Annotated in this window: 9 protein-coding genes; 6 read left to right on the forward strand and 3 right to left on the reverse strand. The window is 37.9% G+C overall.

From position 1 onward, the window contains the following. The coding region (locus AVL50_RS32160) for a transposase (RefSeq protein ID WP_157491780.1) at positions 1–409 on the forward strand (409 nt) is incomplete at its 5' end. 136 nt (positions 410–545) lie between these two features. Here the strand turns inward: AVL50_RS32160 and AVL50_RS32165 are convergent. From AVL50_RS32165 to AVL50_RS32175, 3 genes are all read right to left on the reverse strand, one after another. Beyond that, positions 546–2270 carry a hypothetical protein gene (locus AVL50_RS32165; RefSeq protein ID WP_062622120.1) on the reverse strand — a complete coding sequence of 575 codons (1725 nt, stop codon included), beginning with the start codon at positions 2268–2270 and terminating at the stop codon, positions 546–548. Between the two features lie 33 nt (positions 2271–2303). Next, the gene (locus AVL50_RS32170) at positions 2304–3881 is read right to left on the reverse strand and encodes a RagB/SusD family nutrient uptake outer membrane protein (protein WP_172826966.1); all 1578 of its coding nucleotides are present in this window, start codon (positions 3879–3881) and stop codon (positions 2304–2306) included. A gap of 71 nt (positions 3882–3952) precedes the next feature. Continuing rightward, positions 3953–6994, reverse strand: coding sequence for a TonB-dependent receptor (locus tag AVL50_RS32175; RefSeq protein WP_062622125.1), 3042 nt, complete (start codon positions 6992–6994; stop codon positions 3953–3955). A gap of 595 nt (positions 6995–7589) precedes the next feature. Here AVL50_RS32175 and AVL50_RS32180 point away from each other — a divergent pair. From AVL50_RS32180 to AVL50_RS32200, 5 genes are all read left to right on the forward strand, one after another. Continuing rightward, the gene (locus AVL50_RS32180; RefSeq protein ID WP_157491783.1) at positions 7590–8630 is read left to right on the forward strand and encodes a nucleoside hydrolase-like domain-containing protein; all 1041 of its coding nucleotides are present in this window, start codon (positions 7590–7592) and stop codon (positions 8628–8630) included. Between the two features lie 23 nt (positions 8631–8653). Then, a complete protein-coding gene (locus AVL50_RS32185; RefSeq protein WP_062622130.1) occupies positions 8654–9784 on the forward strand; it encodes a glycoside hydrolase family 26 protein in 1131 nt (376 codons plus the stop codon). Positions 9785–9798: 14 nt separating this feature from the next. Beyond that, a complete protein-coding gene (locus tag AVL50_RS32190) occupies positions 9799–11682 on the forward strand; it encodes a sodium:solute symporter family protein (RefSeq protein WP_062622131.1) in 1884 nt (627 codons plus the stop codon). 253 nt (positions 11683–11935) lie between these two features. Further along, positions 11936–13144 (forward strand): glycosidase, encoded by a 1209-nt coding sequence (locus tag AVL50_RS32195; RefSeq protein ID WP_062622133.1) that lies wholly within the window; start codon positions 11936–11938, stop codon positions 13142–13144. Positions 13145–13357: 213 nt separating this feature from the next. After that, positions 13358–14566: an AGE family epimerase/isomerase gene (locus tag AVL50_RS32200; protein ID WP_063851051.1), complete on the forward strand. Its 1209-nt coding sequence runs from the start codon at positions 13358–13360 to the stop codon at positions 14564–14566. Positions 14567–14818 lie beyond the last annotated feature (252 nt).

Here is a 14818-nt window from a genome sequence, read left to right on the forward strand (position 1 = left end):
TCTAGATATCAACAAAGAAGAAGTGCTTGAAGTCTATATAAAGGGGTTAGATTTCCCAGTAAGGCATACAAAGCAAATCTTTAAAAACAAAGATTATTCTGAAGGTGTATTATATCTAGTAACCAATGAACTCGACGCAGATTATAACCAAATCACTACAATCTATCAAAAAAGATGGAAAGTAGAGGAATTACATAAATCACTTAAACAGAATACACTTTTGAGCAAGTCTCCAACAAAAATGGAGGTCACACAAAAGAATCATATTTTTGCTTCCATGCTTGCATACATAGAATTAGAGAGACTTAAAATCAAAGAACGTTTAAATCATTTTGCCCTTTTGGCAAAATTGAGATTAAAGATGCTAAATGCCGCTTTAGAGGAATTAAACTGTCTAAACACAGCTTAAGCAAGCATCCTTATATTTATACTTTTACCATTCGCAAATTTTTGGTGAGCGAAAGGTCAGTTATTAAGTCTGAAAGCAAAAAAAGGCTGATCCTCCAAAGAGAATCAGCCTCACACTTTTTAAAGAAACGAATCGTCTAAAACATTGGTCCGTCAGTGATCATGATACCGTCAATGTTTACTTCGTAACGCTCACCATCAATATTACCTGTAGAGAAACCAAGAGCGATGTAATCTAAAGTACCCGTGAAGTCTGGTTTTTCAGCGTCACCGCCCCAGTTGCTCCATGCCAAAGTACTCATACGGAAAGTGTAAAGTTTCCATTCACCGTTAGTTTCTACGAAGTAGTTTTCAGTGTCAATGTTTCCACCAAATTTTGTATCATTTTGGAAGATTTCAAATTGAAGGTTACCCTTAGCGTCACCAGTATTTACCCAGAATGAAAGGTGTGGATCAGTAACTCCAGAAAGGTCTAGGTTATTGGAGTTATCCATTTTTAAAGCACCTGTCCAGTTCCAGCCAGTAGCACCGTTTAAGTGTACGTTCAAGTAGTGATCACCAGTGATGGCGTTCATGCTGCCTCCATCAATGCTGTGCGTAGCTCCTCCACCGTTATCGTCCCAGATGTAAGTAGCTGTCTCAAAACCTTCCAATTCTTTCGCAACAACAACTGGACCGTCAGTAATCATCACATTGTCGAGGTTTAATATGTAAGGGTTTGCACCATTACCTTGTTTGTATGATAGTTTAACGAAGTCTAAAGTACCTTTAATATCTACTTTATCTAATCCGCCACCCCAGTCAGAAAGCTCAAGGTCTTTAAGACTTACAGTCACCCATTGCCATTCGTTGTTCGTTGCACGGAATACATAATTGTCTCCATCGTTACCAGTATTGCTTGCTTTGAAATCAGCACCGTTGTCGTTTCCATTTTGACCAATTTGTAATTGGAAATAACCTTGAGAAGACTCAGAGTTGATTTGGAAACTTAAATGAGGATCTGTGAAAGTAACCAAGTCGATTGGTGTATCATAATATAATTGTCCCATCCAAGAAGTCCAGCCATCACCATCAGCTTTTCTTACTGTCAAGTAGTGATCACCTCTACCTTTTGAGATACCATTACCAGCATCCAATCCGTTTTCAGGAGTAACATCACCTGGCTCGTATGGGTTCACACCATCTTCGAAGTCAAATAAAACTACAGGGTCTACTGGATCGAAGAACTCACCTGCGTCTTCTACTGAAATAGAACCTGATTCAGGTACATTAGAGTCAGCATTGTAAGTAGAAACTTTGATCGTTACTTCATCTGGTAATTGGCTTGGTGCTAATACATTGATTTGTGATGGATTCGCTTTTGAACCATCTACCTCAATTTTCTGGCCTGCAATCTCTACTTCATAAATTAAATCTACGTTGGTTCCTTTGATGGCGAACACCTGACCTCTAGTGATGAAAGTAGGGTATTCTACATTTTCAGTCAAAGGATAAACAGGCTCATATTCCCCATCAGAAAATACTTCTTGCTTGTAGGCATTAACTACACGAAGATGTGCAACATCAAAAATTCTTGGAAGAGTGGCTTTGATAGTATCTTCGGTAGCACTAACTGTCACATTAGCACATGGCATATCCCCTAAGTAAACTTTTGCATTTTTGAAGTTTTCACCTAAAATCACAAATGATTCACCAATAACAGTTGGATTTTGAAGATTAGTATCCGCAATTTTTGGTTGAGGATAGACAATATCATTTGATTGGCTGTACTCTTTTTGAGTAGTACAAGAGTTCATTCCGCATACCATTCCGAAGAATGCTATGCCTAATGAAACCTTTTGTATTTTATTTTTAATATTCATGATAAATAATCTCTTTTAAGTAAACTAATAGTATTAGTAACCAGGGTTTTGAGTTAAACCGAATGAAGCAACTTCACCCGCTGGAATTGGAAGAACAGGAACACCGTTCAACATTTTTCCATTCATATTTCCAACTACAATAGCACCAGTAATACCTTCTCTGTACCCAATGTTTTCTTTTTGGATAGCTGTAGCATATTGGCCTGTTCTTAGAAGATCCCAAAAACGTAAACCTTCTAAAGCAAGCTCTACTCTACGTTCGTGCAGGATAGCTTCTAGTAATTCTGCACCTGATGCAGTTACCTCAGGAAGAGTGCCTGAATTGTCTCTTGGAGGGTAATCATTAGCCCCTTCAGTCCACCCTTTAGGGTATGTCATGCTTCTTGCTCTATCACGAACTTCATTGACTCTCTGACGAGCAATACCTTCATTACCTAAATGATAAGCTGCTTCAGCATTCATTAAAAGAATATCAGCATATCTGAATTTTCTTTGGTTCTGAGGGTTGTCCGATTGCTCATTTGGACGAAGAGCTGCATCCATCAGCATTTTTCTAGGGAAGTAACCTGATAAGAACTGAGACTCCGCAACACCTTGAGCGATACCGTGAGCAAACTGCCCATTTTGACCAGCTGTCCAATCCAAACGAGGGTCATTTTCTTCAAACTCATCTACTAAATCTTGTGTTGGGTTCAAGAATCCCCATCCCCATCCTTTGATGTCGGCAGTACCTCTTGGGGCTGTTAAGATCGGTGAAGTAGAACCTGTGTTGTTATTCGCCCAACCCGTATTTGAAGTTGTATGTTGTACTTCGAAGATAGAACCAGAAGTATTTTCACCGTCTTTTTCAAATACTGTTGCTAAGTTTGACGCCAATGAATATTGACCAGAAGTGATCACGTCATTTGTCAAATCATATACTTCTTGCCAAGTATGATCGTTTGATTTCCAGATTCCAATATCATACATAATTACTCTAGCGTGGTAAGCTTTTGCGGCACCTGAAGTTGCTCTTCCTAAATCCATTTCAGATTTGTTGCCCAAGTAATCTGCAGCCAATTCTAAGTCTGCCTCAATTTGAGCAATCACATCTTTCACTGGAGTTCTGCCTACAGCACCAATCTGATCTGGAGAAACAGGCTCTGTGAATAATGGCACATCACCAAACAAACGAACTAAGTAGAAGTAGCTATAAGCTCTGATAAATAAAGCTTCACCCACCATCTGATCTCTTAATTCCTCATCAAAACTTGTAGCAGGACTGATACCTTTGATGGCTGTGTTGGCTCTGTGAATCGCTTGGAAATAGGTCTTCCAAGCAGAGTGAGAAGGACCATTAATGTTTACTGCTGTCCATTCTTTTAGCATTTGAACGTCTTGCATATCACCAAAATCAGAACCGCCTTTCCAAGAGTTATCCGTCATGACCTCGCCAAACATCCACTCTTGCATATGTGCAATAACACCTTGGTCTTGTGCGATAGCTTGATAACAAGCATTGACTGCTAATTGAGCATTTTCCGGGTCATCATAATAGACTGGAGTATCTACAGCTTGTCCTTGAGGATCACGATCCAAGAAGCTAGAACAACTGTTTGCGAGGGTTAGCATACCACAGCATGCTAGTATATTTATAATGTTTTTGAATTTCATTTCCTTTCTACTTTTTGAGTTTCAACTAATTAAAAAGTAACGTTCAAGCCTAATGAGTAAGTAGTTGATTGTGGATAGTTACCAATATCAATACCTTGTGCTAGAGGGTCACCATAATGGTCTGGAACCTCAGGATCATAACCGCTGTAGTTTGTTAGCGTAAATAAGTTGTCAACTGAAGCATAGATTCTAAAGCGTTGCATATGTAATTTTTTGCAAAGATCTTCGCTGAAGCTATAGCCCAACTGTACGTTTTGTAATCTCAAGTAAGAGGCATCTTCCACATATCTATCTGAGAATCTACGGTTGTTGTTTGGATCACCTGATACCACTCTTGGCATAGTACCGTTAGGGTTGTTGTCAGGGTGGAAACGGTTATCGTAGTAGTTCTTCGTTTGGTTTTTCTGAACGTTTGAATCTTCGATCCAGAATTTCTGAATATTAGCCGCTTCATTACCATAAGAACCTGTGAAGAATAAGTTCATATCAAAACCTTTGTATTCTAACCCGATGTTGAATGAACCTGTGAAAGTTGGGATTGCAGAACCTAAGTTCGTTTTATCATCGTCATCAATCACACCGTCACCGTTTAAGTCTACAAATCTCACATCACCAATAGCAGCATTAGGTTGTAATGGATTACCTTCAGCATCTACGTGAGCATCTAAATCTGCTTGCGTTCTGAAAATTCCATCAGTTTTGAAACCGTAGAAGTAAGCGATTTCTTGACCTTCTTCTGTTCTAGTTGTAAAACCTAATTTGTCGATATAACCACCATCAATAAATCCTGTTTCACCAAGGTTAGTGATTTTGTTGTCAATCACAGCGATGTTTGCTCCGATGTTCCATTTTACTTCGTGCTCTACATTTCTATAGTTGATGGCGAATTCAAAACCTTTGTTTTGCATAGTACCTACGTTCACATTTGGAGAGTTGGCACCTACATAATCAGGCACCGGCTGTGGCACTACCATGTCTTTTGTATCTTTAATGAAGTATTCAGCACTAATTGTGATTTGATCATTAAAGAAGCCTGCATCAATACCTACGTTGGCCATCTGAGCAGATTCCCATCTTAAGTCTGGGTTAGATAATGTAGTTGGTGTTCTACCTTCCACAACATTCCCATTAATTACATATCTTAAGTTGTTAGTGACTGTAGATACATAATCATTGTTACCTGCAGATGATTGGTTACCTACTTCACCCCATCCAGCTCTTAATTTCAATTGCGTTACAGCATCTGTTGTTTGTAAAAAGCTTTCCTCTTTGATGTTCCATCCAGCTGAGAATGAAGGGAAGAAGCCCCAACGATTTCCATCAGCAAATTTCGAAGAACCATCAGCTCTAAATGTCGCTGTCAATAAGTATTTGTTTTGGTAGCTATAATTTGCACGAGCGAAGTAGGACATCAATGAATTCACACCTTGAGTAGATGTAGCGAAGTAATCAGAACCTTTTGCTGCACCTAAGTATCTCATGTTTTCATTGAAAGGCACATCATAACCTGTTGCTCTTACGTTGTTGTAGCTGAAGGCCTGCATTTCCATACCAACCATACCACCGATAGAGTGATCACCAATTGTTTTCGAGTAGTTTGCATAGTTAGACCAAACCCAGTCAAACTTATTGTTTCTATTCTCATCCAATTGAGAAGTCATTCTTTGTTCTTCATTCGATACGAAGAACTCTGGTAAGTAAAGCTTTTGTTGTTGGTTTCTGTAATCCACACCAAAGTTGGATGTCAATGTCAAATCTTTAGTTGCTTTTGCATTTAAAGAGAAGTTACCAACAATTCTGTTGTCCCAAGAACGTTTGTATTGTTCGTGCTCCGCCATTCTAGCAGGGTTGCTGTTATATGCCCAAGTTGAACGAGCATAAGAACCGTCAGAATTGTAGACAGGAGTGATAGGGTCAGCCCATAAAGACTGCGTCAGTGGACTTGAATAAATGTCATTCAAGTTCGTTAAAGAGTAATTAGCGTGCGTATAGGCAATGTTTTGTCCAAAGTTTAACCAATCATTGAATTTGTGTGTGTTATTGAATTTTACAAAGAATTTCTCTAAGTCAGTACCTTTTAAGATTCCTTCATCCTTTACATAAGAAGTAGAGAAGTTGAACTGATTTTTCTCAGAACCACCGTTAATACCAAAGTTATAGTTTTGGAAAGAACCTTGTCGTAATAATTCATCTTGCCAGTCAGTACCAGTATAGTTACCGTTGGCTACATACATTAGTTGTTCAAATTCATCAGAGCCTTCAGCAAATCTGTTGGCTTCCAATCCTAACTGAGCATATTCAGAAGCATTGGCCATTTCAATTCTATTCGACGCGTGTTTAATACCTGTTTGGGCATTAAAAGTATAAGTAATTTTGTCTTGAGCTTTACCTGTTTTAGTAGCGATCAAGATCACACCATTGGCACCTCTTGAACCGTATACTGCAGTAGCAGAAGCATCTTTTAGTACTTCCATAGACTCAATGTCCTGAGGTGCAATATGAGAGATGTCCTGCATTGGGAAACCATCTACTACATATAAAGGATCAGAGTTGTTGATTGTACCGATACCTCTTACTCTTACTTTAGAACCCGAAGCAGGGTTACCAGAGTTGGTCACTTGTACACCTGGTACACGACCTTGAAGTGCTTTGTTGACATCTTCTGTTGCAATAACAGTTAGTTCTTCAGTTTTCACAGTAGAAACGGATCCGGTCACATCGCTTTTCTTAGCGGTACCATAACCAATAACTACTACTTCATCTAATTCTTCTAAGTCAACTTCCATTTTAATGTTAAAATCCGATTGAGCACCTACTGTAATAGTTTGCTTTTTATACCCAATTGAAGAAAAAAGTAAAACTGTGTCATCTGATTTAATACTAAGTTTAAAACGACCATCAAAATCTGTAATTGTTCCAATAGCTGTTCCCTGAATAGTGACATTTACTCCTGGAAGAGGACTATCTGTTTCATCTAAAATGCTACCTTGTATTGTTCGTTCCTGTGCATAAGCACTTATTGAAAATGTAATAGCGATGAACAGCAGAAAAAAATTTTTTAAGATCTGCATGACTATTTTTTTATTGTTTAGTTGTTATTCAATCTAAATACGTTTAGCTGAACATGAATAAATAATAACCGCGGCGTTATGTTTACAAATGTAGGGTAGACACTAATTAATCAGAGGTTGATTTTTGACAAATAAGCGTTGAAAAAAATATTTTTTCATCAATGGCAACTTTTCAAATAGGTAAAAAATTGACTTTTATGATGAAAATACCCCTTGTAAATTCTAGAAGAGACAAAACACAGAATGATTACAATTTACAGAAGAGGTTCTGCAAGTGAAAAGGTAATATTTTGGTCTGCTATTTTGAGTAGGTAAGCACTATTCATTTCATTATTTGTGATAAAAAAGACCTTTTTTAGAGATTAAAATAACATCATAAAGATACACTTTTGTGTCAAAATAATACTCTTTAATCTTTGTTTTTATGGGTATTACGTATGTTTTTGATGAAAAATTGCCTAAATCAATAAATATCGAAAAGGTGGTATAATCCCAATGTCATCATCAAAATAAAAAATCTCCATAACGATCGTTAACCGTATCAAGTACATTTGAAATATGATCATTGAAAAATGAAAGAGTATCTTATTTGATTATGGAAAAAAAGTACACATACATATTGATAATTTTATCCTACTTCTACTTACAGGGGTGTTCTACTGTAGAGCAGAAGAAGGAAGTGAGTGTACAAAGCATCCCAAATGTGATTATCACTACTGATATCAATAATGAATCATTTTCAATGACTGATGAGCATGCCTTGATCTACTTATTATGGCACTTGAATAATGTTAGACTTCAATCAGTAGTCTTGGAGGAATTTAACATTTATGGACAAGAGAAATTAGAAAGCATCTTAAAATGTTATGCTGAAGATTTCAATAATCCATCTTATACATTTCAGGAAAACAATTTTCCAGCACCTACATCTATCCATCAGCTTATTGTAAATGGAGGAGATGTTGGTACTAAAAAAATCGTTCGCCTAGCAAGACAAAGTAAAGAAACACCACTTTACATTTTAGTAATGGGAAGTATGAAGTCGGTGAAAGATGCTTTATTCCTTGCTCCAGATATTGTAGAAAAGATTAGGGTGATTTCTGTAGGTACGGGCATCAAGCCTCCTAATGAGGATGTTTGTGGCAACCTCAACTGGAATGGATGGGGAAGGACAGAAATCTTTGAAAGATTTACAGATTTATGGTGGATCGAGAACGATTGGGCATTTAAGGGAATGTCTGAAGGGGAGGAACCCACCGCATTTTTTAATAACGTCATTAACTACGGAGCCTTGGGAAAATACTTGACCAAGAGCAAAATACAAACAATAAACCTTGAGGAAGCTATCCCTATTATGTTTTTGATTGATTCTAATATCAATGTGAATCACCCAGAATTTGGTGGCTGGACTGGAAACTACATCAAACCGTTTCCGGTAGAGAGACCCAATTATTGGGTAGACAGAGCAAAAACCAAAAAATGGAATTATCGAAAACCTTGTAACTCCTGGGAGCTGGCGGATCAAGTGTTGGAGGAACGGAAAATGAACATCATCCTCAGACGAGAGAATATGTTTTCGTCCCTATTGTCTAAACTAAACAAACTTTATTCTCCTGCAATAAGGGAGAATAGTTAAAGCATTTTTTAAATAATACTATAATGAAAAAGATTTTACTTATTTCTTTTCTGTATGGTTTCTTCTCTATTGGAACTAACGCAACCAATACAAACGAAGACCCAAAACCGAATGATAAGAAAGCAACAAAAGCGACAATAGCGCTTTACCAACAATTAAATAGTGTTTCTCAAAACGGGCAGACAATCTTTGGACATCAAGATGACTTGGCTTATGGTTACCATTGGTGGGGCAATAACTCTGATGTCAAACAGGTCACTGGTGATTATCCTGGGCTTTATGGCTGGGATATGGGTGAAATTGGAAATGAAAAGAATTTGGATGGTGTGCTTTTCGAAGACATCAAAAAATACATTAAAGAAGCTTATACTAGAGGAGGTGTGACTACACTAAGTTGGCACATGATCAACTTAAAAGAACAATCAAGTTCTTGGGATACAACAAGAGTGGTGCACGAAATGCTGAAAGGTGGAAAATACCATAAAGACTTTATCAAGAAGTTAGATTTATTCGCCGATTTTGTCAATGATTTGGAAGTAAACGGTGAGAAAATTCCATTACTTTTCAGACCATGGCATGAGCACAATGGTTCATGGTTTTGGTGGGGCGGTAAAAATGTTTCGATTGAAGATTACAAATCGCTTTGGCAGTTTACGGTGGAATATTTAAGAGATAAAAAGAAGATTCACCATTTGATTTATGTGTACTCTACTGATGCTTTCCAAACGCAAGAGGAATATTTAGAAAGATACCCTGGTGATGAGTATGTAGATGTTTTAGGATTTGATGATTATGGTGCATTCAGATCATATGCAGATGAAGCAAGGGAACAATGGGTCATCAATGAATTAGAAATTGTAGCAAAGCTTGCTGATGAGAAAGGTAAAATTTGTGCATTCACCGAATCAGGTTTAGAGGCAGTGACAGACGATACTTTCTTTACGCAGAAATTGCTTCCAAAATTAAATCACAATAAATGGACGAAAAAAGCCGCTTATGTGATGCTTTGGAGAAACGCCAACTACCAAAAAGAGCAGAGAGATCATTTCTATGTACCTTATAAAGGACATTCTTCTGCTAAAGACTTTATCCAATTTACGGAAGACCCTAGTATCCTCTTAGAGTCTGACTTTATGAAAATGAAAGAGAATTAATCAACGAACTCATTATGCAACTCGAAATCTTAGATCTGATCATTATTGGGCTTTATCTGCTGTCAACAGTGGTGATTGGTATTTATCTGAAAAAACAAGCCTCCAAAAACATGGAATCGTATTTCCTTGGGGGCAACTCTTTACCATGGTACATGTTGGGCTTGTCCAACGCTTCCGGAATGTTTGATATTTCGGGAACAATGTGGATGGTGTACTTGTGCTTTGTGTATGGATTGAAAAGCGTATGGATACCATGGTTATGGCCAGCTTTCAATCAGATTTTCCTAATGATTTATTTATCAATCTGGTTGAGAAGATCCAACGTACTGACAGGAGCTGAATGGATTAGAACTCGTTTTGGTGACGGTACCGGAGGAAAGCTATCACATATGGTAGTCGTCTTCTTCGCCATCTTAAGCTGCCTTGGTTTCTTGTCTTACGGCTTTATTGGAATTGGTAAGTTCATCGAAATCTTCATTCCATGGTCGTATGTAGGACAGTTTATGCCATTTGAACTGACGGCAGAGCAAGTACCTTACGCTTACGGTATTTTATTCACTACAATTGCTACTTTTTATGTAGTAATGGGCGGTATGTTGTCCATTGTTTGGACGGATGTAATGCAGTTTGGAATCATGACCGTTTCCGCTTTGGTAATTGCAGGAATTGCAATGAACCAAGTAGATGCAGAAACATTGATGGGCATGGTACCCGAAGGATGGGATTCGCCATTATTCAACTATGATTTGGATATGGACTGGTCGGCTTACATTCCTTCTGTAAATGAAAAAATGGCAAGTGATGGATTCACTCCTTTCTCTATCTTCTTTATGATGGTGTTGTTCAAAGGATTCTTCGCTTCAATGGCAGGGCCAGCACCGAACTTTGATATGCAGAAAATCTTATCCACAAAGTCACCAAAAGAAGCGGCTAAAATGAGTGGTTTCGTATCAGCGGTAATGTTCTTGCCAAGATACTTGATGATTGGTGGTTTCACGATTTTAGCTGTTGTTTATTTCAGCGGAGATATCAATCAGGCGGGCAGTGGTTTTGATTTTGAAAACATCTTACCAATGGCCATCAAGGAATTCGTTCCATCAGGTTTAATGGGCTTATTATTGGCTGGTTTATTAGCGGCCTTTATGTCCACTTTCGCCTCAACAGTTAACGCCGCACCTGCTTACTTAGTCAATGATATTTACTTAAGGTATATCAATCCAAAAGCAAGTGGTAAACTACAAATGAGAGCAAGTTATATTATTTCAGCTTCTGTAGTGGTCATTAGTACTATCATTGGTTTGTATGTTGAAAATATCAACTCTGTATTACAATGGATCGTATCTGCACTTTACGGTGGATATATCGCGGCCAACTTCTTGAAATGGCATTGGTGGAGATTCAATGGTCATGGCTTCTTTTGGGGAATGGCAGCAGGTATTGTGGCTTCAATGATTTTCCCGATAGTATTTAAAGAAACATTAGAACTGTATTACTTCCCTGTACTTTTTGCAGTTTCAATGATTGGTTCGGTAGCCGGTACATTGCTGACAAAACCTACAGAAGAAAAGACATTGATCAATTTCTATAAGACCGTAAAACCTTGGGGATTCTGGGGGCCAATCAAACGTAAAGTGATGGCAAAAGATCCAAACTTTGAAGGAAATAAAGATTTTAAGAAAGATATGTTCAATGTTGTGACGGGTATCGTTTGGCAATCAATGCTGACATTACTTCCACTTTACATTGTGATCAAAGAGGAAATGGGCATTCTTTCAACTGGAGCGATATTGATCATTACCACTTTAATCTTAAAGAAGAATTGGTACGACAAATTGCCGGAAGAACCACAAAAAGTGCCGGAAAGTATTGAAGATAAGGATTTAGTAGAGGTGAATTAGATGAACAGTCAAAAGCTCATGACTTCAGTCATGGGTTGTGGTAAATGTTTCAAGTAGTGTTAAGCGTTAGCGTCACTTGGAACTATACATTGGCGAAGTCTCCTGACTTCGAAATACATATTGGATTGCTGATTCGAAGTCGGGAGACTTCGCCAATGACCATCACAAGTGACGCCTAACGGCTTAACACTTGCGATATAAAAGCTCTAACAATTACATATAAAAGAGACAAAAAGAAATAAAGAATAATACAATGAACTTTAAAGAGAAATTAACCGGATTAATTGAAAAACAAGAAGCATTATTAAGTAAAACAAATCAACCTGCAGATGCTTACAATGGTATTTTTACTAAATACGAAAACCCTATACTTACAGCAGACCATACCCCATTATATTGGAGGTTTGATTTAAATGAAACTTCAAACCCTCATCTTCAAGAGCGTATTGGTATGAATGCCACTTTCAATGCCGGAGCCATTCGTTTTAATGGAAAATATGTATTGATGGTAAGAGTAGAAGGCGTGGATAGAAAGTCATTTTTTGCAGTAGCAGAAAGCGATAATGGTATTGACAACTTCCGTTTTTGGGATAAGCCCGTATTAATGCCGGAAACAGAAGAACCAGATACAAATGTGTACGACATGCGTCTAACGCAACACGAAGATGGTTGGATCTATGGTATTTTCTGTACAGAAAGAAAAGACCCGAATGCTCCAGCAGGTGATACTTCTTCGGCAGTTGCTGCAGCAGGAATTGTACGTACAAAAGACTTGGTGAACTTTGAGCGTCTTCCAGATTTGATTTCTTACTCAGGTCAACAAAGAAATGTTGTATTGCATCCGGAATTTGTCGATGGAAAATATGCTTTATATACAAGACCTCAAGACGGATTTATTGACACAGGTTCAGGCGGAGGAATCGCTTGGGGATTGACAGACTCGATGGAGAAAGCAGAAGTGAAAGAGGAAAGAGTAATTGAGCCAAAAATCTACCATACGATCAAAGAAGTGAAAAATGGCCAAGGTCCCGCACCGATCAAAACTTCCGAAGGTTGGTTGCATCTAGCACACGGCGTAAGAAACACAGCAGCAGGACTTCGTTATGTATTGTATATGTTCATGACTTCACTAGAAGATCCGACAAAAGTAACACATCGTCCAGCTGGTCATTTCATCGCTCCACTAGGTGAAGAAAGAGTAGGTGACGTATCTAACGTAGCCTTTGCCAACGGATGGATTGCAGATGAGAGTGGTGAAGTAAAAATCTATTATGCATCATCAGATACAAGAATGCATGTAGCGACATCAACAATTGATCAACTGGTGGATTACTGCAAAAACACACCAGAAGATGGTTATCGTTCGGTAACTTCAGTGCAGACCATTCATGATATGGTAGAGAAAAATGAAAAAATGATAGAAGAATTGGGACTTACAATTCCAAACAGACAAACAGTTTAAAGTAAGAGTGAAGTACCAAAATAAAGGGTACAAAATAGTAGTGTGATTCGCGTAAAGTAGGGACGTTTTATTAAAACGTCCTCACGAATCACAACACAACCCCTCTTATTTTGAATGCATTTTCTGAAAAACATTTAGTAGAGAGTATGGAGAGGGGAGAGATTTTTTTACTCTTCCTTCTTTCTTCAAACAAGCCATAAATTTTTGATAAAAATGATAGACTCGTTCAAAACAGCATTAGAGAAAGAATTGACAGACGGAATATTAAAATATTGGTCAGAACAAACCATAGATCACAAAAATGGAGGGTTTTATGGTCAGATTTCCTATGATAATAAAGTGAATGCGAAGGCAGACAAAGGTGCCATTATGCATGCTAGAATTTTATGGACTTTTGCGTCAGCATACCGTCAGTTGGGAGATCAAAAATACTTGGAGATTTGCGATTATGCTTATACGTATATCAAGGCAAATTTCTTGGATGAGAAAAATGGAGGCGTGTTTTGGATGGTCGATTATTTGGGAAATAAAGTAGATGGAAAAAAGCAGATTTATGCGAATGCTTTTGTGATCTATGCCTTTTCAGAATATGCGATGGCCAAAGGAATTGTTGAGCCATTGGAATTGGCTTTAAATATTTTCCAAGACATCGAAGAGCACTCTTTTGATCAAGAATTGAATGGTTATTTTGAAGCGTATACAGAGGAGTGGGTGTTGATGGAAGACCTACGATTAAGTGAGAAAGACAAGAACGAAAAGAAAACAAACAATACACACTTACATATTTTAGAAGCCTATACGACATTATACATCGCTACAAAAAATCAAAAAGTAGGACAGCAACTTCGCAATCTGATTGAATTGTTCTTGGATAAAATCTTAGACACCGATACTTATCATTTCAAACTTTTCTTTGATGAAAAATGGACATTGAAATCAGATGAAATCAGCTATGGTCATGATATTGAAGGGGCTTGGCTGATTCAGGAAGCGGCTGTAGCATTGGGTGATGATGCACTTTTGGAGAAAGTAAAAGAAGTGGCAGTCAAAATTGCAGAAGTGACTTTAGCAGAAGGCATAGCAGAAGACGGAGCAATTGTCAATGAAGGTGATCCTTCAGGAATTACAGACACGGACAGACATTGGTGGCCACAGATTGAAGCCATGGTAGGTTTTATCAATGCTTATGAAAACTCAGACAATGAAGTGTATTTGCAAGCGGCGCATCGACTATGGAAATACACAGAAGCTCATTTAATCAATAAGGAATTTGGTGAATGGTGGTGGAGAGTCGACGAAAACAACACACCAAATTTAGAAGAAGATAAAGTGGGTCCTTGGAAAGCACCTTACCACAATGGCAGGGCTTGTATTGAAGGCATCAAACGATTAGAAAAAATACAGCAGGTACAAACAACATAAATACTAAAAAGGTAGAAGGATTAATTTTCGTGCAGTTAAAGAAATAAATTATATCGCAAGTGTTAAGCCGAAAGGCGTCACTTGTGATTAAGATTGGCGAAGTCTCCCGACTTCGAAATGAATAATGACTATTGCTTTTGTGTTTTGAAGTCAGGAGACTTCGCCAAAGGTAAGTTCCAAGTGACGCTATCGCTTAACACTTGAAACAGGGTAATCTTGATTTTTAACTATGGTGTACGAACCACTTTCCCT

This window comes from Flammeovirga sp. SJP92 (assembly GCF_001583495.1).
GTDB lineage: Bacteria > Bacteroidota > Bacteroidia > Cytophagales > Flammeovirgaceae > Flammeovirga.